Annotated in this window: 20 protein-coding genes; 5 read left to right on the top strand and 15 right to left on the bottom strand. The window is 66.1% G+C overall.

Features of this window, described 5'->3' with window-relative positions; all coding sequences use genetic code 11:
* Positions 1–15: 15 nt before the first annotated feature.
* Genes fbaA through G6N61_RS19320 form a run of 7 tightly spaced genes read right to left on the bottom strand, consistent with a single transcriptional unit; the run spans position 16 to position 6,420 of the window.
* Entirely contained in the window at positions 16–1,038 is a 1,023-nt protein-coding gene (fbaA, locus tag G6N61_RS19350; protein ID WP_163920016.1) for a class II fructose-bisphosphate aldolase, read from the bottom strand.
* A gap of 36 nt (positions 1,039–1,074) precedes the next feature.
* Positions 1,075–2,064 carry a LacI family DNA-binding transcriptional regulator gene (locus G6N61_RS19345; RefSeq protein WP_235887654.1) on the bottom strand — a complete coding sequence of 330 codons (990 nt, stop codon included), beginning with the start codon at positions 2,062–2,064 and terminating at the stop codon, positions 1,075–1,077.
* 5 nt (positions 2,065–2,069) lie between these two features.
* Positions 2,070–2,720: a nucleoside/nucleotide kinase family protein gene (locus G6N61_RS19340; protein WP_163920012.1), complete on the bottom strand. Its 651-nt coding sequence runs from the start codon at positions 2,718–2,720 to the stop codon at positions 2,070–2,072.
* Entirely contained in the window at positions 2,717–3,649 is a 933-nt protein-coding gene (locus G6N61_RS19335) for a PfkB family carbohydrate kinase (protein ID WP_163920010.1), read from the bottom strand. The genes G6N61_RS19340 and G6N61_RS19335 overlap by 4 nt, the downstream gene beginning before the upstream one ends.
* A complete protein-coding gene (locus G6N61_RS19330; RefSeq protein ID WP_179973492.1) occupies positions 3,627–4,409 on the bottom strand; it encodes an ATP-binding cassette domain-containing protein in 783 nt (260 codons plus the stop codon). Before G6N61_RS19330 ends, G6N61_RS19335 begins: the two co-directional genes overlap by 23 nt.
* Positions 4,406–5,413, bottom strand: a complete 1,008-nt coding sequence (locus G6N61_RS19325; protein WP_163920008.1) for an ABC transporter permease — start codon at positions 5,411–5,413, stop codon at positions 4,406–4,408. The genes G6N61_RS19330 and G6N61_RS19325 overlap by 4 nt, the downstream gene beginning before the upstream one ends.
* A gap of 8 nt (positions 5,414–5,421) precedes the next feature.
* The gene (locus tag G6N61_RS19320; protein ID WP_163920006.1) at positions 5,422–6,420 is read right to left on the bottom strand and encodes a substrate-binding domain-containing protein; all 999 of its coding nucleotides are present in this window, start codon (positions 6,418–6,420) and stop codon (positions 5,422–5,424) included.
* 181 nt (positions 6,421–6,601) lie between these two features.
* On the opposite strand from G6N61_RS19320, the gene G6N61_RS19315 reads away from it, so the two are divergent.
* Together G6N61_RS19315 and G6N61_RS19310 are read left to right on the top strand one after the other, a co-directional pair.
* Positions 6,602–7,672, top strand: a complete 1,071-nt coding sequence (locus tag G6N61_RS19315) for a sodium:calcium antiporter (protein WP_163920004.1) — start codon at positions 6,602–6,604, stop codon at positions 7,670–7,672.
* A gap of 10 nt (positions 7,673–7,682) precedes the next feature.
* Positions 7,683–8,273, top strand: coding sequence for a hypothetical protein (locus G6N61_RS19310; RefSeq protein ID WP_198339306.1), 591 nt, complete (start codon positions 7,683–7,685; stop codon positions 8,271–8,273).
* 157 nt (positions 8,274–8,430) lie between these two features.
* On the opposite strand, the gene G6N61_RS19305 is transcribed toward G6N61_RS19310, so the two are convergent.
* The 4 genes from G6N61_RS19305 to G6N61_RS19290 form a co-directional block, all read right to left on the bottom strand.
* Positions 8,431–9,228 (bottom strand): triose-phosphate isomerase, encoded by a 798-nt coding sequence (locus G6N61_RS19305; protein ID WP_308214998.1) that lies wholly within the window; start codon positions 9,226–9,228, stop codon positions 8,431–8,433.
* Positions 9,221–9,679 carry a ribose-5-phosphate isomerase gene (locus tag G6N61_RS19300; protein WP_163919999.1) on the bottom strand — a complete coding sequence of 153 codons (459 nt, stop codon included), beginning with the start codon at positions 9,677–9,679 and terminating at the stop codon, positions 9,221–9,223. The genes G6N61_RS19305 and G6N61_RS19300 overlap by 8 nt, the downstream gene beginning before the upstream one ends.
* A gap of 27 nt (positions 9,680–9,706) precedes the next feature.
* Positions 9,707–11,422: an L-erythrulose 1-kinase gene (lerK, locus tag G6N61_RS19295; RefSeq protein WP_163919997.1), complete on the bottom strand. Its 1,716-nt coding sequence runs from the start codon at positions 11,420–11,422 to the stop codon at positions 9,707–9,709.
* A gap of 84 nt (positions 11,423–11,506) precedes the next feature.
* Complete coding sequence (locus G6N61_RS19290) at positions 11,507–12,250, bottom strand: GntR family transcriptional regulator (protein ID WP_264076716.1); 744 nt, start codon at positions 12,248–12,250, stop codon at positions 11,507–11,509.
* 171 nt (positions 12,251–12,421) lie between these two features.
* On the opposite strand from G6N61_RS19290, the gene G6N61_RS19285 reads away from it, so the two are divergent.
* The 3 genes from G6N61_RS19285 to G6N61_RS19275 all read left to right on the top strand — a co-directional run bounded on the left by G6N61_RS19285 (position 12,422) and on the right by G6N61_RS19275 (position 15,797).
* On the top strand, positions 12,422–13,342 hold the full coding sequence (locus G6N61_RS19285; RefSeq protein ID WP_163919993.1) for a sugar phosphate isomerase/epimerase family protein: 921 nt from the start codon (positions 12,422–12,424) through the stop codon (positions 13,340–13,342).
* A 23-nt stretch (positions 13,343–13,365) separates the two neighbouring features.
* Positions 13,366–14,328, top strand: a complete 963-nt coding sequence (locus G6N61_RS19280) for a 3-hydroxyacyl-CoA dehydrogenase family protein (RefSeq protein ID WP_163919992.1) — start codon at positions 13,366–13,368, stop codon at positions 14,326–14,328.
* A 68-nt stretch (positions 14,329–14,396) separates the two neighbouring features.
* Entirely contained in the window at positions 14,397–15,797 is a 1,401-nt protein-coding gene (locus G6N61_RS19275) for a GntP family permease (protein ID WP_163919991.1), read from the top strand.
* Between the two features lie 11 nt (positions 15,798–15,808).
* On the opposite strand, the gene G6N61_RS19270 is transcribed toward G6N61_RS19275, so the two are convergent.
* From G6N61_RS19270 to G6N61_RS19255, 4 genes are read right to left on the bottom strand one after another with little or no spacing between them, the layout of a single operon-like run.
* Positions 15,809–16,576 (bottom strand): SDR family NAD(P)-dependent oxidoreductase, encoded by a 768-nt coding sequence (locus G6N61_RS19270; protein ID WP_163919990.1) that lies wholly within the window; start codon positions 16,574–16,576, stop codon positions 15,809–15,811.
* 34 nt (positions 16,577–16,610) lie between these two features.
* A complete protein-coding gene (locus G6N61_RS19265; RefSeq protein WP_198339305.1) occupies positions 16,611–17,693 on the bottom strand; it encodes an ABC transporter permease in 1,083 nt (360 codons plus the stop codon).
* Complete coding sequence (locus tag G6N61_RS19260; protein ID WP_163919988.1) at positions 17,690–18,700, bottom strand: ABC transporter permease; 1,011 nt, start codon at positions 18,698–18,700, stop codon at positions 17,690–17,692. Before G6N61_RS19260 ends, G6N61_RS19265 begins: the two co-directional genes overlap by 4 nt.
* Positions 18,697–20,205 (bottom strand): sugar ABC transporter ATP-binding protein, encoded by a 1,509-nt coding sequence (locus G6N61_RS19255; RefSeq protein ID WP_163919986.1) that lies wholly within the window; start codon positions 20,203–20,205, stop codon positions 18,697–18,699. The genes G6N61_RS19260 and G6N61_RS19255 overlap by 4 nt, the downstream gene beginning before the upstream one ends.
* Between the last annotated feature and the right edge of the window lie 2 nt (positions 20,206–20,207).

Here is a 20,207-nt window from a genome sequence, read left to right as displayed (position 1 = left end):
GGACGTTCGGGCACCCTAGCGCATCGCCCGCCCGGCCGATCCCAACATCTGCGCGGCTTCGACGACTCGCGCGGCCATGGCATGCTCGGCCGGCTTGCCCCACGACCTCGGGTCGTAGGCCTTCTTGTTGCCGTACCCGCCATCGACCTTGAGCACCTGGTCGTACTTCGCGAGCATGTGCCCTGCGATGGACCGGGTGAATGCGTACTGGGTGTCGGTGTCGACGTTCATCTTCACGACACCGCTCGCCACGGCGGACGCGATGTCTTCGGCGCTCGATCCCGAGCCACCATGGAAGACGAGGTCGAACGGCTTGTCCTTGCCGGTCTCGCGTCCAAGGACGGTCTGAATGTCCGCCAAGATCTCGGGGCGTAGATGGACCGAGTCCGGACGGTAGACGCCGTGGACGTTGCCGAAGGTGAGTGCCGTCAGGTACCGGCCCCGCTCCCCCGTTCCCAATGCCTCGATGGTGGCGCGTGCATCGTCGACCGTGGAGTACAGCTGTTCGTTGATCTCGTGGGACACGCCGTCCTCCTCGCCGCCGATCACGCCGACCTCGATCTCCAGGAGCGTGTTGGCCCGCACCGAGGCGTCGAGCAATTCCTCTGCCACACGCAAGTTCTCGGCGAGGGGAACCGCAGACCCGTCCCACATGTGCGACTGATACAGCGGCCCCAGTCCACGGCTGCGACGTTCGATGGAGTCGGCGATCAACGGCCTGACCCAGTCGTCGAGGTTCTCGACGGGACAGTGGTCGGTGTGCAGGGCCACGGTGACCGAATACTGCGATGCGACCTCGTGGGCGTACAGCGCGAGCGCCCTCGAACCCACGAATCGGTTCTGAATCGCGTTGCCGGACAGATAGAGAGCCGTCCCCAACGACACCTGGACGATGCCGTCACTGTCGGCCTCTGCGAACCCTTGCAGCGCCGCGTTGAGGGTCTGCGAACTCGTCACGTTGATGGCCGGGTATGCGAACCCGCCCTCCTTGGCCCGATCGAGCATCGCCACGTACTGGTCGGGATCGGCAATCGGCATGGGCGAGAGTCCTCTCAGACGGCGCTGGGGTGAGCGTCACGTGCATCCGCACGAATTGCGATGGTGGAACGTGGTGGGCACGCTGATGCGTTGCGGTTCTGCCTCATGCCCTCGAATGCGGCGCAGGAGCAGATCGACTGCCGTGGCGCCGATCGTCTCGACGTCCTGCGCTGCCGCCGTGAGTTTGGGCTCGAAGAGGTCCGACCATTCGAAGTCGTCGTAACAGACGAAGGCGACGTCGGCCGGAATCGACAGGCCGAGCGCGCGGAGTGCCTTGAGTGTTCCGATCGTCATGGCATTGTTCAGCGACACGAGCGCGGTCGGCCGGTCGCTCGTCGACATCAAGGCGTGCACTTCGCGCTCGGCCACGTCGGTGTTCGAGTCGCCCTCGAGGACCAGGCCAGGGTCGACGGCGATGCCGCGGTCGGCGAGCGCCGTGGTGTAGCCCTCGAAGCGCTCGGTCGTCGAGGAGATGCCCGCGAGACCCCGCACGACGGCGATCCGGCGATGTCCGAGATCGAGCAGGTGCTCGGTCAGCGATCGAGCCGACGAGACGTTCTCCGGACCCACCTGATCGCAGTCCAGGTCGACACCGCGGTCGATCAGAACCAAAGGCGTTCCGGTGCGGATGATGTCGGGAAGGGCGACCCGCTCCGACCCTGCCGCCGGCGCCACGATCATCCCGTCGACCTGCCGGTCCAGGAGCGAGTCGGTGACGCGTTTCTCCGACGTCACGTGGTCGTGCGAATCGCCGACGATCAGCACGTAACCCGCGTCCGACAACGCTCGCTCCACGGCGTGGACCAGGCTTCCGAAGTAGGGATTGGTCAAGGCGGCGATCGAGAGCCCGATGGTGTTCGTGCGCCCGGCGGCCAGTGACCGTGCGACCACGTTGCGGCGGTACCCGGTCTCCTCGATCGCCGCTTCGACGCGCAGGCGCGTGCCCGAGTCGACCTTGCGCGTGCCGTTGAGCACGTGGGAGACCGTGGACGCCGAGACGCCGGCGATGCGGGCGACGTCGCCCATCGTGGTCACTGGAGCCGCACGATGCGGTCTGCACGACTGGCGGTCGACTCGATCAACTGGGCATTGCGCTCGTCGGGCCCGAGCGCCCAATACGCCGCGTCCTCCGGGGACTTTCCGTAGGCCTCGTGTCGGCGGAGCAGCCGTTCGTGGCGAACGTCGGTGTCGGGCGCCAGGAACCACACTTCGTCGATGCGGGACCGCGCCACCGGCCACGCATCGGATTCCAGCAGGAGGTAGTTGCCCTCGGTGACCACGAGCGGCACCGTGGCGGGGACGGGGATCGACGAGTTGATCGACTCCTCGATCTCGCGCCGGAACCTGGGCGCGTACACGACGGGGTCGCCGAGACGCTGCGCCCGCAGGGTCTCGATCAGCCGTGCATATCCGCCGTCGTCGAACGTGTCGTGCGCACCCTTGCGATCTCTCCGCCCGAGGTCGATCAACACTTCGTTGGCGAGGTGGAAGCCGTCCATGGGAACGAGCACGGCCACGTCCGGACCGAGCGCGGCAACGAGTTGCTCGGCCACCGTTGACTTTCCAGCCCCCGGAGCGCCCGTGAGACCGAGGATGCGGCGCTGCCCGGGCACGACGAGCGCCATGGCCGACTCGACCAGTTGGTCCAGTGTGGCGTCCTGCACGTCACGCTCGATGCTCACCGTTGTCGCTCCCGGGTCTGTTCAGTGTGGAATTCGGTGGGGAGTTGACTCAGCCATGCCCGCGGTCCGACCACCGAACACCGCAGTGCCGCGACACGCGAGGAGCGGTCGACGCGGTCTGCGACGCCGGTATCCAACCGGGTCGAGAAGTACGCGTACGCGCCGTGAAAGACATCGCCCGCGCCGAGGGTGTCGACCACCATCACCGGCTGCGCGGGCACTGATCCGGACTCGCCTTCCGACCACCACTGCACGGGATTGCCACCATGTGTGGTGACGACGGTGCGCACACCGCCGCCGACGAGCGCCGCCGCCGTGGATTCCGAGTCAATCGTGCCTGGTACCCGGAAGTCGTTGGAGCACACGACGTCCGTGGCATGGACGACGAGGTCGGTCATCACCGGCTTCCACCGGCCTGCGTCGACGACGAGTGTCGTGCGCCGCGCCGAGGCACACGCCGCCGCGGATCGGGCGATCAGCGGGTGGTGTCCGTCGACGAGCACCACGTCGGCGCCCGCCACCAGGTCGTCGAGGCCTTCCGGCGACGCGGCATCGGAGTTGACGGCATCCAACGAGACCACTGATCGGTCACCCGTCGATTCGAGCACCGACACCGCGGAGACGGGTACCGCTCGACTGCTGCCTGCGGACGCATCGACGACACTCACGCCGTAGGCGGCGAGATCGGCTCGGACGAGGTCGGCCACCGGATCGTCGCCGAGCGCGGTGACGAGGGTCGCGGCGCCACCCAATGCCGCGAAGGTGACGGCTGCGTTCGCCGCCGGTCCGCCGGCGGCGACGAACTGGGCGGTCGACGTGATCTTCTGGTTGACCGCAGGCGGTTTCGCAATGCGATGGATCACGTCGAGCGTCGCCAACCCCACGAAGACCCCCACCGGGGCCTTCTCAGAGACCGGCGCGTTCCTCATCGGTGGGCTCCTCTGCACCGGTCATGAGCGCCACCACTTCCGACATCGAACGCGTCTTTGGATCGACGACACCGGCGCGTTGCCCGAGCCGGTGAATGTGGATCCGGTCGGCCACCTCGAAGACGTGCGGCATGTCGTGGCTGATGAGCACCACGGGAATGCCGCGGTCGCGGATCGACTTGATGAGGTCGATGACCTGTCCCGACTCACGCACGTCGAGCGCGGCCGTCGGCTCGTCCATGATGATCACGCCACGGCCGAACGCGGCCGCCCGCGCTACCGCGACGCCTTGACGCTGCCCTCCGGACAGGGTCTCCACGGCCTGAGTCACCGACTTGATGCCGATCTTCAGGTCGGCGAGGTGCTGTGACGCCTCGTCGCGCATTCGCGGCATGTCCAAACGGCGGAACAGGCTGCCCGCGACGCCCTTTCGCCGCACCTCGCGCCCGAGATACAGGTTCGACGCGATGTCGAGGGCCGCTACGACGGCGAGGTCTTGGTACACCGTCTCGATACCGGCGGCCCTGGCGTCTCGGGTGTTTCTGAACGACATGGGCGTCCCGTTCATCAGGATCTCCCCCGAGTCGGGAACCACCGCACCCGCCAAGGCCTTGATGAGACTGGTCTTGCCGGCGCCGTTGTCTCCAATGACCGCGAGGACCTCGCCTTCGCGGAGTTCGAAGTCGGCGCCGTTGATCGCCGTCACGTTGCCGTACTTCTTGACGAGTCCGCGCGCCTCGAGCACGGCTGCGCCGCTCACTGTGATCTCCTGCGCGCGAACTGATCCACCGCCACGGCGACGATCACGAGGACCCCCGTCGCGATGTTCTGATAGAGGTTGTCGACGCCGGCCTGGGTGAGACCGTTCCTCAAGACGCCGACGATCAAGGTGCCGACCAGTGTTCCGCCAACACCGCCGCGGCCACCGAACAGACTGGTTCCGCCGATGACCACCGCGGTGATCGACTCGAGGTTGGCGTTCTGATACGCATTCGGGTCGGCGTTGGGGATGCGACCGAGAGCGGCCCACGCGGCGATGGCCGCGATGACCCCCGTGGTGATGTAGACCGAGAACAGCACGCGCTGAGACTTGATGCCCGACAGGTCCGACGCCTGCGGGTTACCGCCTACGGCGTAAACGTGTTTCCCCCAGGCGGTTTGAGACAGTGCGTACCACATCACCAGGTAGACCAGGAGCATCGCGACCACGCCGTACGTGGTGGAGAACGAGCCGATGCGGAACGACGTGCCGAGGAACGTGAGCAGTCCGGGCTCCACCCGGTAGGTCTCGGACCCTGCGAGCAGGCGGGTGGCCGCCTGGATTGCGGTGAACGTGCCCAGCGTGACGATGAACGGTGGCAGTCGCAGCGCCGTGACGAGCCCGCCGTTGATGGCACCGAAGACCACGCATACCAGCAGCGTCGACCCGAGGGCCATGAAGGGTCCGTTGGCGCCGGCACTCTGCGCCATCACGATCGTGCCGAAGACGGCGACCGCGCCGATCGAGAGGTCGATGCCGGAGGTCAGGATGATCAACGTCTGACCCACGGCGAGAATGCCGACGACCACAGACTGCTGGAGGATCAGCGACACGTTCTGCGGGTTGAGGAACGAATTCGAGACCGAGCTGAAGATGACGATGGCGATGACTAGCGCCACCAGCGGACCGAGCAGCGGTTCACGTAGGAGGTTGCCTACGTTCAGCCGGCTCGATACCGATGGCTTCGCCGTCGATGGTGCCGTCGCAGGAGCGCCGGTGGTCATGTGTTGGCTCAGCCCCAGCAGTTCTGTTCGCCCCAGGCGGTGTCTTGCGACTCGACTCCGGGCATGGGCTTGTCGGTGACGAGCTGTGAGCCGGTGTCGTTGAAACCGCTGGGCTTGGTGCCGTTCTTGGCGAACTCGACCACGGCCTGCACGCCCTGCTCGGCCATCTTGGCCGGGAACTGAAGCACCGTGGCGCCGATCTTGCCCGACTTCACGTCCGCGATACCCGTGCAGCTGCCGTCGATCGATCCGATGGTGATCTCGGCGACACGGTTGGCGGACTGAATCGCCTGATACGCACCGGCGGCCGCCGGCTCGTTGATGGTGTAGAGCGCGTTGATACCCGGCGCCCGCTGGAGGATGTTCTCCATGGCGGTCTGCGCCTTGGTCTGGTCGCCATTGGTGTTCTCCTGGGCGACGATCTCCGGCGAGTCGTTCGTGATGCCGAAGCCCTCGAGGAATCCGTCATGACGGAACGTGTCGACGGTGCCACCGGGGGTTCCGTCCAGCATCACGACCTGGGGCGCCTTGTTGCCCAGCGCAGCCTTGACCCACTTGCCTTGGGCGACGCCCGCGGCCTTGTTGTCGGTGGCGTACGTGGCATCGACGGCGTCCTCGGGATCGGTCGCGGTGTCGAGGGCGATGACGACGACGCCCGCGTCGCGTGCCTTCTTGATGGCGTCGAGCACGCCGGTGGAGGAGTTCGGGGTGATCAGGATGCCCTTCACGCCCTGGCCGACCATGTTCTCGATGGCCGCGACCTGCCCCTCGTTGTCGCCGTCGAACGCACCCGCAAGCGAGATCAGCTCGGCGCCGTCCTTGTCGGCCTGCGCCTGTGCGGCCTCACGCAAGTGCACGAAGAACGGGTTGGAATCGGTCTTGGTGATCAGGCCGACCTTGACGCTGTCGGAGTCAGAGCCGCCGCAGCCGGTCAGGCCGAGCATCAGCGAACCCGCGGTGAGAACCGCCCCGACTGCGAGCGTGCTTCTGTTGCGCTTTCCGAACATCTGGACTCCCTTGTCCCGGATGCGACGCCGGTCGCGCCGCGTGCTCCCTGGGACCCTAAGGGCAGCGCAAGCGCTTGCGCATGCGCTTTCGCGAAACTTCGAATGAACTGGTTCAGCAACCGTGTGGTCGGCCGTGGGTCCGGGTACACCCCTCCCTTGCCCCCAACCGACGAGGAGTCCCGTGTCCCATTGGCCGTTGTGGGCGTCGATCCTCGCCTTCGTTGCGGCAGCGGCGGCGATCTGGGTGGCGGGCATCTCCCTGTCCAACCAGACCGACGTGCTGTCCACGCGGCTGCACCTAGGCGCGGCGCTGGGCGGGGTGATTCTGCTGGCGGTGGCGACGAACCTACCTGAGATCGCCATCGTGGCCAGTGCGTCGCTTTCCGGAAATCTCGGTGTCGCCGTCGGAAACATATTGGGCGGAATAGCGATCCAGACCGTCGTGCTGGTCGCGCTGGACGCCTTCGGCGTACGTGGGCCGCGGCCGCTGATGTACCGCGCGGCATCTCTGGTCCTCGTCGTCGAGGCCGCCGTGGTGGTGGCGGTGCTGGCCGTCGTGATCGCCGGCACCCAGCTGCCTGCGTCGCTGATCGCGTTCCACGTCACGCCGGCTGCCCTGCTGATCCTTGTTGCATGGGTCGGTGGTCTGCTGCTGGTACGCCGTGCGGGACGGTCACTGCCGTGGCACGAATCGGGCCAACCACCGGACGGCCAGGATCGTCCCCGCGGCCACAGCACATCTCAGAACGAACAGAAGGCCACCGATCGTGGCATCAGCACGGCCAAGTCGGCGACGATCTTCGGCATCGCAGCCGCCGTCACGCTGGTCGCCGGTGTCGTGCTGGAGCGCACCGGCGACGCCATCGCCGACGACATCGGGCTCTCGGGAGTGCTGTTCGGTGCCACCGTGCTTGCCGCCGCCACGTCGCTGCCCGAACTGTCGACCGGGTTGGCCTCGGTGCGCAACGGCGACTACCAACTCGCCGTCTCGGACATCTTTGGAGGCAACGCCTTCCTGCCCGTCCTGTTCCTGATGGCGACGCTGATCTCGGGCAATGCCGTGCTTCCCCAGGCCGAGAAGGCCGACATCTACTTGACCGCATTGGCGATGGTCTTGACGCTGATCTACGCGGCCGGTCTGATCTTCCGCCCGAAACGCCGCATCGCCAGGATGGGCGCGGACTCCCTCGCCGTCATCGTCGTCTACCTGATCGGCGTCGGCGGCCTGTTCGCCATTGCGCACGCCGTTTGAGGCGGTGAGAGTGCGCTGTCCAACTCTCGCGTTCCTGTCGCTGCCGATCGTGACCGTCACGGGACTGCGGTCGTCGTGGGTTGCCTACCGGCCCGAGTTCCGACAGTCGATCCCCGGCGACGTCGGGTGGCTGCATCTCCCCACCTTTGACTGGCCCACCCGACCGTCATGGCTGTATCGGCTCAACCAGGGCGTGCACGTCGGACTTGGGCTGATCCTTGCTCCGTGGGTGCCGGCGAAGCTGTGGTCGGTGATCCCGAAGTTTCTCCAAATGCCACCCGTGACGTCGAACGCCCGGGCGCCGGAACGCATCTCGCTTCTGGCCCTCGTAGGCGGAATCCTCTTCGAGATGGTCACGGGTGTACTCGACATCCAGTACGACTACGTCGTGGGATTCAGCTTCTACACCGCGCACTACCGGGGCGCCTGGGCCTTCGTCGCCGGGTTCGTCGTGCACGTCGCGGTGAAGTGGCCCGCGATGTGGCGTTCCGTGGTCGCGTTCGATGTGCTCGGTGCTGAAAGACCATGTGATGGCAGACCCAACCCGAGCCGCTCGACGCCACGGGATTGGTGGCCGTCGATCCGGATCCGGTCACCCTGAGCCGACGCGTCGCGCTGGCGCTGGTGGGCGTGGGCTCCGCCTTCGTCTTCGCTAAAGGTGTAGGTCTGCTCCGGGAAGTGCCCGCGCCCTCGGCGGGCGGTTACCGCAGGGGTGTTGCCGGAAAGACGCCGAACGCGCAGAGCTATCCGGTTCGCGATCAACGCGTGTTGCGTGCCTTCTGATGAGCCGCGGCGATCTCGAGCAGTCGCACGTATCCGGCCAACCGCCATGCGGCCCGACCGATGAACAAACCGGTGACCTCGTCGATGCCGAGCAGGTCCTCGGCGTTGTCGAGACCGACCGAGCCCCCGTAGAGCAAACCCGCTGTCCTACTGCCGTACTCGCGTCCTAGGTCGGCGAACGGCTTACGCAGTTCCTTGTCCGTGGCAGGACGCCCACTCTCGCCGATGGCCCAGATGGGCTCGTAGGCGATGAGGACGCGAGCCATCTGCTCTGCAGTGAGGCCATCGAGCGCGCCTGCCGCCTGGTTGAGGATGAATTGTGAGGACTCACCGGCATTCTTGACGTCGGCGCTCTCGCCGATGCACAGCAGTGGAACGAGCCCGTGGGCGAGGACGGTGGCCACCTTCAGCCGAGTCGTCGCCACGGTCTCCCCGAAGTGCTCGCGACGCTCGGAATGACCGATCTCGACCAGTCGCGCGCCGGCGTCCTTCACCTGGGCAACGGACACCTCGCCGGTCCAGGGTCCCTCGTTCTCCCAATGCGCGTTCTGCGCCCCGAGCAGTACCTTCGAATCGTCTCCGAGTTCATCGCGAGTAGCGGCCAGCGCGGTGAACGACGGGATGATGAAGGGTTGCACTCCGGAGAGGTCGGTCTGACCGACGTACTCGGCCAAACCGCGTGCGTAGGAACGGGCCTCACTGAGACCCTTGTTCATCTTCCAACTCGTGCCCACCCACAGCAGGCCCAAATTGTTCGTTCCCGTGTCAGTCACTCTCGTACGCACAGATGTCATCGACCTTGGCCGCCGAGGAGGACTGCGGGTCGAACTGCACGCCGAGCCATTCCTTGACCAGCACCCGCGCCAACTCCAGCCCCACGACTCGCTCCCCCATGCACAGCACCTGTGCGTTGTTCGACAGCACTGAGCGCTGCACGGAGTACGAATCGTGGGCTGTGACGGCTCGAATTCCCTTGACCTTGTTCGCTGCGATGGCCACGCCTAGCCCTGTGCCGCAGATCAGCAGCGCTCGGTCCGCCTCACCTTTGGCGATTCTCTCGGCGGCAGCGATCGCGACGTTCGGGTAGGACGTGTCGTCCTCGGCGTCACCGACACCAACGTCCTCCACGACCTCCACCCGATCGTCGGACTCGAGGTCCTTGCGCAGAGCCTGCTTGTAGTTGAATCCCGCCTTGTCTCCGCCGATTACGATCCTCAATGCCATGCTGCACTCCTTCTCAATGGTCTTCGTTCACCGGGTCAGGTGCTCGCCAAGAGCCGTCATCAGCATCGAGAACGACAGCGCGCCTGGGTCCGGTGTGCCCACACTCTTCTCACCGAGTACCCGAGCGCGGCCCAACCGCGCCGTGATGTCCGCCGTCCTGTCGGCGGCATCGCGGGCCACGCGTGCCGCGGCGGTGATGGCTGGCCCCGCTTCCGTCTCGAAGGCCTCCTCCATTGCGTCCCGGAAGGGCAGGGCGGCGTCCACCATCGTCTTGTCACCAGGTTTCGCGCCGCCGAGACGGATGACGGCGTCGATCCCGGCGCTGATTGCGTCGACGACGTTCCGGTCATCGGCGTTCTCGGTATCGGAGTAGGCACCACCTGCGCTGGTCAGCGCCGCGCCCCACAACGCTCCCGACGTGCCTCCAGCCGCATCCGCCCAGGCCTGACCGGCGAGCAGCAGCGTGGTCCGGGCACCGGCGCCCTCATCCACCGCAGCGCGAGCTGCTCGCGCCGCGCCGCGGGAACCGAACGACATGCCCTGGCCATGATCGCCGTCGCCGGCGACCGCGTCGAGGCGGCCAAGCTCGGCCTCGTTGTCGGCGCACACGCGCTGGAACGTCTCCAGTACTGCGGCGATGCTCTGCGCGCAAACTCGCGAATCCTGGCTTGCTCGCGGAATTTCCGCCTCTGCTGCGTTCCAGACGCCGGTGCGCGGAGACCGGTCGGCGTCCGGCATCGCCCCGCGGCGGTACGCAGGCGTCTCCACCGGTGCCAGCCATAGCTTCTCGAGTTCGTCATCGAGGAACACCAGGGTCAGCGACAGGCCCGCCATGTCGAGGCTCGTGACGTACTCGCCGACCTCCGGACGCACGGCGGTGAGTCCCTTCTCCTCGAGGCGCTCGGCAATGCGCCCGTAGACGACGAACAGTTCTTCGTACTTGACCGTGCCGAGTCCGTTGAGGATGACGGCCACCCGGCCGTCGTACCCGTTTTCGCCGCGCGGAGGCTCTTCGGTCAATAGTTGATCGAGCAACAGATCGGCGGTCTCGGCAGCGCTGCCGATGCGGTCGTCGCGGACGCCGGGTTCGCCGTGAATGCCAAGCCCTACCCCCATCTGCCCCTTGTCGACGTGGAACAGCGGCTCATCGGCCCCGGGCAAAGTGCACCCGTTGAAGGCCAGGCCGAACGAGCGCGTCGCGTCGTTGGCCTTCCACGCAACGCGCTCCGCCTCATCGAGGTCTGCACCGGCTTCAATGGCCGCGCCCGCAATCTTGAACACGGGCAAATCGCCGGCGACGCCCCGACGGTCGCGGTGGTTCTCCGGACCATTGGACGCGATGTCGTCACTGACGGTGACGATCCGCACGTCGATGCCCTCGTGACGCAGCTTCTCGGCAGCCAGGCCGAAGTGCAGCACGTCCCCCGCGTAGTTGCCGAAGCCCAAGATGACGCCTCCGCCGTTCTCGGCGTTGCGCACGACCGAATACACCTCGGACGCGGCGGGTGACGAGAAGACGTTGCCGCACGGAGCACCGTGACCCATGCCGGGACCGACCCATCCGGCGAAGGCCGGATAGTGACCCGAACCCCCGCCGATCACGAGTGCGGGCTGGCCCTGTGGCGTCTGCGTCGCTCGCGCCACACCGCCGGGCACCTCGACCAGGAGTTCGCCGTGGGCGGCGACGAGACCGCGAACGGCTTCGGCCGCGAAGTCGCCTGGGGAGTTGAGCAGGTACGTCATCGTTCCGTCCTTGGGAATGCTCCAGTTAGCTGCGAGGCTGAGTTGCGGTCCGGATATCTGCCAAATCGTATAGGATTCAGGCGCTCAATCGCGAGAGTTCGCGATGCCTTCATCGTGGCCACGAGCGTCGGGAATCTCATTAGAGTCCTCTGCGCGTGCGCGCTCGGCCAGCGCGCGCTCCTTCACTCCGGTGATGTGTGCGTGCATGATGCGGTAGACCTCGGGGCCGTAGCCTCGCTTGAACGCCGCGAGCAGCTCTCGGTGCTCGGCGATCGCATGTTCGGAATCCTGAACGCCCACTCCAACGAACAGCCGGAAGCGTTGCCCGTGGCCGCCCAGTGCGTCATACGCCCGCAGCAACGCGCTGTTGTCCGCGTGCTCGGCGATCAAGCGGTGGAAACGTTCATCCGGACGGTGGTACTTCGTTATGGCCGCGGCATCGGAAGTGTGCGGCGCCCGCTCCTGCTCCTCAATCGCCTCCTCGAGTGCACGCAGCAAGTCGGCATCGGCCCTGGCACAGGCCAGTTCTGCGAGCCGGGGCTCGATGAGCAGGCGGGCATCCATGATGTCCGCCATCTCCTTTGCGCCCGGCACCTCCGGCACGCGGTACCCGCGCATGGCCACCCGAATGACGTTGCCGGTGGACTCCAAGCGAGCCAGCGCCTCGCGCACGGGCGTGGGCGATACGCCGAGGTGACGGGCCGTCCCGTCGATGCTTATCGGATCTCCGGAGCGCAGGGTGCCGTCGAGGAGCAGTTCCATTAGTCGCTCGTAGACCTGGTCGACGAGCGTGTTGCGCGACGGCAAAGCGTCCCCGTGGGCTCCCACTGCTGACCTTTCCGAACCCCAGCGGCGTCACCGCCCAACGAACACCTCGCCACGTCGTCGCTGCGCACGGCGCTTCTCAGGAAGTGAAGTCTACCGGGCGTTGACAGATCGGCCAGCAATGCCTATATCCTATGTGATCAGATGTGACGTAGACCACGACGGAGGTCCAGGGTGCACACGGCTCACGGTTGGCCGATTGCGGCCAACATGCTCGGCTTCGGCAATCGAGCACCCGATGGCGGTCACATCAAAGACGCGCCCCCCGACGTGTGGGCCAGGCAGCTGCGCCAAGTCCGCGAGCTGGGTTTCGACTACATCGATCCGACCGATGCCTGGGTCCCGCTCGCCGCTCTGTCCGATGATCGCGTCGAGGAGTTTCGCACCGTTCTAAACGACGAAGGCCTGGCGATCTCCTCCATCTCGATGACCCGCAACTCGGTCGTAGACGTCGAGAACGGCACGCAGAACCTCGCTGACGCACACCGCCTCATCGACCTGGCGCCGTCCTTCGGCGCCACCATCGTGAACACGGGCTTCATGCAGGCGATCACCCCCGAACAGAGCGAGCACATTTGGTTCTGGTTGGTGACGGGGCACGTCGACGACCCGGCTCTTCGCGACCTGGCGGTGGAACGCATCCGCGAACTCGGTGACCACGCCCGCGGGAACGGGATCGAACTCAGTCTCGAAATGTACGAGGACACCTACATCGGGACACCTGACGAGGCCGTCCGCTTCATTCAGGACGTCGATCACGAGGCAGTCGGGCTGAACCCAGATCTGGGCAACCTGATCCGGCTGCACCGGCCGATGCCCCATTTCGCCGAGATGTACGCGACGGTGCTTCCCCACTCGAACTTCTGGCACATCAAGAACTACTCGCGTGACTACGACCCCGCGACCGGTGCGTACAGCTCCGCCCCGCTGCCGTTGAAGTACGGATACATCAACTACCGCCAGATGATCCGCCTCGCACTCGAACTCGGCTACACCGGGCCGTTCTGCTGCGAGCACTACGGCTCCGACTCCTTGGGCGTATGCGCCGAGAACCGGGAGTACATCCAGCAGGTCCTCACCTCCGCACTCGCCTGACCTCAAACCCCGAAGGGCATCGCATGCGCAAGATCAACACCGTCACAGTCGTCGGCGCCGGATACATGGGCGGCGGGATCGCCCAGGTCCTCGCACTGAACGGCTTCCAGGTTCGGATCGCCGACGTCAGCGTCGAGGCCACCCGAGAGGCCCTCGAGCGGTTGGACCGGGAGGCAAGGGAATTCGAAGAACAGGGCCTGTTCGATACGGGTAGTGCCGAGACCATCATGGGCAACCTCACGGCCGGCGACAGCCTCGATGACGCCGTCTCCGACGTCGACTTCGTGATGGAGGCCGTCTTCGAAGACCCCGACGTGAAGAAAGAGGTCCTGGAGCGGATCTGCGCGAGCGCACGCCCCGACACGATCATCGGCACCAACACCTCGACCATCCCGGTCAAGGTGCTGGTCGAGGCAGTCACCAATCCCGAGCGGTTCCTGACCGTGCACTTCTCCAACCCCGCGCCGTTCATCCCCGGCGTCGAGCTGGTCGCCGGGGAGGCCACCACGCAGGAGGTCATCGACTCCATCAAGGACCTCCTGGTACGGGCCGGGTGTGAGGGCGCCCAAGTCGCCGATACACCGGGCATGGCGCTCAACCGTCTGCAATACGCACTGCTCAAGGAGGCGACCCTGATCGTCGAACAGGGTGTGGCCACGAAGGAGGACGTCGACACGATCGTGCGCACCACCTTCGGGTTCCGGCTGGGATTCTTCGGCCCGTTCGCCATCGCCGACCAAGCCGGACTCGACGTGTACGTCAAGGGATTCCGCACCCTGGAGAACGAGTTCGGCGAGCGCATGGCCACCCCCAAGCTCCTCACGGACAACGTGGACGCAGGCCGTCACGGCACCAAGAACGGCAAGGGGTGGACGGGCGACTTCGACGACGACACGAAGGCTGCCGTCATCGCCTACCGGAACAGGGCCTATTCCCGCATGGGTGATCTGCTGCGCGAACTCGGGCCGGCGCCGAAGGGGTCCTGAGCAGCCCCACACCCGGCGGCTTCGGTCAACGGCCGCCTCCCGCGTCTACCATCCCCGAAGGGACTCCCATGGATGAAGTAGTTCTCGCGGAGCGGCCCGCCGCCCTGCTCATCGTCATCGCCGTCGTCGCCATCGCGGTGCTGCTGTTCCTCATCATCAAGGTCAGGCTCCACGCCTTCTTCTCGCTGATCATCGTCAGCGTGCTGACCGGTCTTGCCGCAGGCATCAGCATGGGCGACGTCGTCAGCGTGGTCATTGCCGGCTTCAGTAACACCGTCGGCACGGTGGCACTACTGGTCGGCTTCGGTGCCGTACTCGGACGTCTCGTCGAGATGACCGGCGGTGCACAGACATTGGCCGACAAGATGCTGGAGAGGTTCGGTGAGAAGAGGGCACCACTGGCCCTCGCCGTGGCCTCCCTGTTCTACGCCTTCCCAATCTTCCTCGACGCCGGTTTCATCGTGATGCTGCCCATCATCTACACCGTGGCTCGGCGCCTGGGCGGATCGTTCATGCTCTACGTGCTGCCGTCGATCGGTGCGTTTCTCATGATGCACGCGCTGACGCCGCCTCACCCCGGCCCGACGGCCGCGGCGACGGTGATGGGCGCGGACGTCGGGATGGTGGTCCTCGTCGCTCTCCTGGTCGGCCTGCCGACCTGGTATCTCGCCGGCTACCGACTCAGCCTGATCATCGCCAAGCGCTATCCGAACATGCCGGTGCCGAACCTGCTCGGCGAGCCGAAGGACTATCCCGAGGACGAGCGACCGGGTTTCTGGACCGTCATCCTCGTACTACTGCTGCCGTTGCTGTTGATCTTCTTCAATACGGTGTTCTCGACTCTCGAGGCAGATGGCGCCGTGACCGAAGACAACCTCGGGTACCAGCTTTCCCGCCTCATCGGAACGACCTCGATGGCCTTGCTGATCAGCGTCTTGTTGGCGATGGTGTTGCTGTACCTCCGGCCACGACGACGGCGTGGCGAGTCGGTCGGCGGGCTGCTGGAGAATCTCGTCGACGACGCGTTGGCGCCGGTCTGTTCGATCATCTTGATCACGGGGGCGGGTGGCGCCTTCGGCAGGGTCCTTACCGAAACCGGTATCGGCCAGACCTTGGCCGACGGCCTGGACGCCCTCGGTCTGCCGGTCATGCTCTCCGGCTTCCTGATCGCCATCGCGTTCCGCGTCGCGCAGGGCTCTGCCACCGTCGCTGCGACGACGGCCGGCGCGATCATGGCCCCCGCCGTGACGTCGATGAACCTCGGAGCGGTAGCCCTGGCTGCAGTCGTCATCGGCATCTGCGCTGGCTCGATCACGTTCTCGCACGTGAACGACTCCGGCTTCTGGCTAATCGGACGCTTCTGTGGCTTCGACACGGTGACCACGTTGAAGACGTGGACGGTCATTGCGACCGCCATTGGGTTCATGTCCTTCGCGCTAGCCGCAGTGGTCTACGCGGTCGCCAGCTGAGGCGATCGCCGTCAATACACGGTGTAGCCGCCGTCGATGACGACGACCGACCCGGTCATGAACGCCGACGCGTCCGATGCCATGTAGACGACGGTGGGCGCGATCTCCTCCGGCAGCGCGTAGCGCTTCATCGGTGCGTCCTCAATCCAGTGCTGCCGGAACTCGGGTCTGTCCACGGGCGCCATCTCGGTCTTGACGTAACCGGGGGCGATCGCGTTGACCCGGATGCCGTACGGCGCCCACTCGGCAGCCAGTGACTTCGTCAACTGATGCACGGCGGCCTTCGACGCGTTGTACGACGGCTGCCACTGCGGACGATTGACGATCAGCGAACTGATCGAACCGACGTTGAGGATGTTGCCGCCACCGTGCTCCCGCATGTGTGCGCCTGCCCGCTGGCTGAGCCGCCACAGTGATCGGGTGTTGACGTCGAACACCAGATCCCATTCGTCATCGGTGATCTCGAGCGCGGGCTTGTGAATGGCCAAACCGGCATTGTTGAGAAGGAGGTCCAAACCGCCGAGTCGTTCCACGGCACCGGTGATCGCCGCATCGGGGCCGTCCTGCGAGGTGACGTCGACCTCGAACGCCTGCACGCGGAGTCCGTCCTGGGCCAGGGCATCGACGGCATGGGCGTTGCGTTCGGCGTCGCGTGAGACGAAGACGACCTCCGCACCCGCTTCGGCCAGTCCGCGGACGAACGCCAGCCCGAGACCGCGATTGCCGCCGGTCACCAGAGCCCGCTTGCCGGTCAGCGAGAAGGCGTCGAGCACTGTCATGGTGTTCCTTCGTTCGGTGGGCGGAGGCGCCGAATCAGTCGCTGCCGCTGAATCTTCGCGTGGTGAAGCCGTTGAGGAGCGCGGACAGGACGAGCACCACACCCAGGGCTAGCAGTTGGGACTGCGTACCCGTGTTGCCCTCGAAGTACAAGATGATGCCGGCGTTCAGCCACACGATCAGCAACGTGGCCAGCAGCACGCCCGCCAACCGCCCGACGCCGCCGGTGATCGCGACTCCACCCAGTACGGCGATCGTGATCGCAGGCAGCGCAAGGCCGTTGCCCGCGGTGCCGGCATCCGGGCGGGCCGAGGCGAACTCCGCCGTGATGTACACCGCCACCAGTCCCGACAGGATGCCGGAAAGCACGTATGCCCGCATCCGCGTGCCCGGCACGTCGACGCCGGCCCACCGTGCTGCGACGTCGTTGGTGCCGACGGCGTACAGCCTGCGGCCGAAGGTGCCGCGTTCGAGCGCCAGCCACAGGACGACGAGCACGGGCAGGAAGAAGGTGAACACCCCTAGGGGGACGTCGGGGATGTAGTCGCCGATGATCGGTACGCGCACCGAACCGGTGAGCGGATAGAGGTTCTGAATCTCAGGACTGTTGATGGGCTTCTGGTCGTTGATGACCAGCGCGATCGACCGGTAAGCGTAGTAGGTCGCCAAGGTGGCGATGAGCGCAGGAAAGCCGATGCGGGCGACGAGGAATCCGTTGATGGCACCGAGTACCGCACCCACGACGACGGCCAGCACGACGGCGGCGAGCAGTGGCCAGCCCCACTTGCCGTAGGCGAATCCGAAGATCATTCCCACCAACGAGACCATGGCACCGACCGACAGGTCGATGCCGCCGCGGCCGGACACGATGACGACGAGTTCGGCGAACGCCAACAGTGCCAACGGAACCGCGTCGATCAGGGTGGCCGACATGTAGTCGAAGTCGTAGTCCCCGTTGAGGTAGCCGTTGGCACTGAGGAACATCAGCCACGCGACGACGATGACGATCAGCACCCCGAGCAACACGATCCGCTGGGTGAGTACGGCTTCGACGATGCGATCGACTCGGCGACGTGCCGTGGATCGCTCCACGGCGGGTGCAGGACTCTCCACGCTCACGGGTTCCTCCTCGCGCGCCGTCGGAGAAGGTCGGTACCCACGGCCACGACGATGAAGATCCCGACGAACAGGTCCGACAGCTGCGATGGCCACCCCAATTGCGTGACGCCGGACTTCACGGTCTGGACGAGGAGCGCCCCGAGTACCGTGCCCAGCACCGACCCCCGCCCACCCATGATCGAGGTTCCGCCGATGACCACGGCGGCGATCACGGCGAGTTCCTGACCGGACCCGACGGACTGGTCGAGCTGGGAGGTGCCCTTGGCAAGGGTGAAGATGGAGGCCAGCCCCACCAGCAGTCCGGTCGTGACGTAGGCGATCAGGATCCGGCGCTGCACCCTGATTCCGGCCAGCCGGGCGGCGACCGGGTCGCCGCCCACCGCGAAGAAGTGGCGCCCGCCCGCCGTGTGCCGCAGGTACCACCATGCGACCGCGGCGAGGACCACCATGATGACGAAGCTGTGTGGCACCAACAGCGTGCGACCTTCGGCCCCGCGACCAAACCAGGCCAGGGTGTTCGGCATTCCGCTGATCGGCTGCGAATCGAAGATCTGCAGACCCACGAAGAGGAAGACGTTCCACGTGCCGAAGGTGATGATGATGGCGTGCACGCGCCCGTAGGCGATCAGGGCGCCGTTGACGAGTCCGAGCACCGCGCCGGTCGCGAGCGCGACGGCGAGGCAAGCCCACGCGGGTAGCGCCTGATCCCGCATCAGCTTGGCCGTGACGACGGAGCACACCATGATGGCGCCGCCCACCGACACGTCGATGCCGCCGGTGATGATGACGAACGTCATGCCGATGCCGATCAACGCGACCGGCGCTACCTCGACGAGGAGCGGGATGATCGACCCCGCGCTGAGGAACGCGGGTGTGGCTGCCGCCAGGGCGATCCAGAGCACGACCAGCACGGCGACGAGGACGATCTCGGCGGGTGTGACCGGAGGGGGCAACACCCGTCCCCGAGCGCGCACCGGCCTGACCTTGGCGTCGGTGGGGACGCTCATGCGGTCGCCGATCCCTCGCGGTCGCCGGCTGCAGCGGCCAGGATGTCGGCCTGTCGGGCGTCGGGTCCGAACTCGGCGGCGATGGTGCCCGCCCGGACGACGAGCAGCCGATCGGTGATGCGTTGCGCCTCTTGCAGGTCGGAGGTGGCGACCAGCACGGCAGTGCCGTTGTCGGCGAGTTCGGCAATGATCCGGTGGATCTCCTCCTTGGCGCCGATGTCTACGCCCTGCGTGGGTTCGGCCAGCAGCAGGAGCGTCGGCCGTTCGACGAGTTGCCTTGCGAGCATCACCTTTTGCGCATTTCCCCCGGATAGGTTTCCGACCGGCTGGTTCTCGTCGGTCGCGCGCACCGCCAACCGCTTCATCAGGTCCTTGACCACCGTGCGTTCCTTGCGTCGGTCGACGAAGGCCCTGCCGAGCGACAACCGGCGGAGGTGGCCGATCGACACGTTGAACGCGATGGACTGGAAGGAGAACATCCCTTCGGTCTTGCGGTTGGCGGGCAGTAGCGCGATACCCGCGTCGGCGGCCTCGCGCGGTGATCGTGGAGCGACCGCGCGGCCCTCGACGACGATCTCGCCACCACTGGTCTTCGCCAGTCCATGGATGCACTCGGCGATCTCCGCCACACCGGAGCCCACGAGACCGTACAGCCCAAGTATCTCGCCCGCACGCAGCTGGAGGCTCACGTCATGGAACGATCCGGTCCGAGCCAGTGACTTCAGCTCCAGCACCACGTCTCCCGGTGGGGTGGAACGGGGCCCGGAGTGTTCCGAGAGTGCTTCGCCCACCATCAGTTCGGCCATCCGTCGCACCGTCATGTCCGTCATCGCGTAGGTACCGATGGTGCTTCCGTCGCGCATGACCGTCACCCGATCGGCGATCTTGACGACCTCGTCCAGCCGATGGGAGATGTAGACGATCGACACACCGTCGTCCGCGAGGCGCCGGATGATCCCGAACAGGACGTCGATCTCCGCGTCGGTGAGGATGGCCGAGGGCTCGTCGAGGATGAGCACCCGGGCCTCACCCGCCAGCGCCTTGGCGATCGACACCTGCTGCTGAGTGGCGACGGGCAGGTCGCCGACAGTCGCGGTCGTCAGCTTCGCCGGCAGATCGAGAGCCTGCAACAGGCCGGCGACCCGTTCATTTTGGGCAGCCCAGTCGACGCGGCCGCCCTTGACGATCTCGCGGCCCATGAACACGTTCTCGGCCACGGTCAGTTCCGCGAAGAGTTGCGGTTCCTGATACACCGTGGCGATCCCCAGTGCAATCGCATCGACGGTGGACGAAATCGTCACTGGCACATCGTCATGAGTGATCGTGCCGGAGTCCGGCGTCGTGGCACCCGAGATGATCCTGATCAGCGTCGACTTGCCCGCGCCGTTCTCTCCCACCAATGCGTGCACCTCGCCGGACCGGACTTCGAAGTCGGCGTGCCGGATGGCCTTGACCGCACCGTAGCTCTTGACCAGTCCGCGCAGCGTCAGCCTCGGTTGTGACATGA

The sequence above is a fragment of the Mycolicibacterium arabiense genome (assembly GCF_010731815.2).
GTDB lineage: Bacteria > Actinomycetota > Actinomycetes > Mycobacteriales > Mycobacteriaceae > Mycobacterium > Mycobacterium arabiense.
This window is presented reverse-complemented; position numbering and strand designations above follow the sequence as displayed.

Bases quoted from the DNA above. Each gene is read 5' to 3' on its own strand.
- G6N61_RS19325 (WP_163920008.1), bottom strand. From the start codon at position 5,413: ATGACCACCGGCGCTCCTGCGACGGCACCATCGACGGCGAAGCCATCG.
- lerK (WP_163919997.1), bottom strand. From the start codon at position 11,422: ATGACGTACCTGCTCAACTCCCCAGGCGACTTCGCGGCCGAAGCCGTT.
- G6N61_RS19260 (WP_163919988.1), bottom strand. From the start codon at position 18,700: ATGAGCGTCCCCACCGACGCCAAGGTCAGGCCGGTGCGCGCTCGGGGA.
- G6N61_RS19270 (WP_163919990.1), bottom strand. From the start codon at position 16,576: ATGACAGTGCTCGACGCCTTCTCGCTGACCGGCAAGCGGGCTCTGGTG.
- fbaA (WP_163920016.1), bottom strand. From the start codon at position 1,038: ATGCCGATTGCCGATCCCGACCAGTACGTGGCGATGCTCGATCGGGCC.
- G6N61_RS19275 (WP_163919991.1), top strand. From the start codon at position 14,397: ATGGATGAAGTAGTTCTCGCGGAGCGGCCCGCCGCCCTGCTCATCGTC.
- G6N61_RS19320 (WP_163920006.1), bottom strand. From the start codon at position 6,420: ATGTTCGGAAAGCGCAACAGAAGCACGCTCGCAGTCGGGGCGGTTCTC.
- G6N61_RS19345 (WP_235887654.1), bottom strand. From the start codon at position 2,064: ATGGGCGACGTCGCCCGCATCGCCGGCGTCTCGGCGTCCACGGTCTCC.
- G6N61_RS19300 (WP_163919999.1), bottom strand. From the start codon at position 9,679: ATGGCATTGAGGATCGTAATCGGCGGAGACAAGGCGGGATTCAACTAC.
- G6N61_RS19280 (WP_163919992.1), top strand. From the start codon at position 13,366: ATGCGCAAGATCAACACCGTCACAGTCGTCGGCGCCGGATACATGGGC.
- G6N61_RS19335 (WP_163920010.1), bottom strand. From the start codon at position 3,649: ATGAGGAACGCGCCGGTCTCTGAGAAGGCCCCGGTGGGGGTCTTCGTG.
- G6N61_RS19255 (WP_163919986.1), bottom strand. From the start codon at position 20,205: ATGTCACAACCGAGGCTGACGCTGCGCGGACTGGTCAAGAGCTACGGT.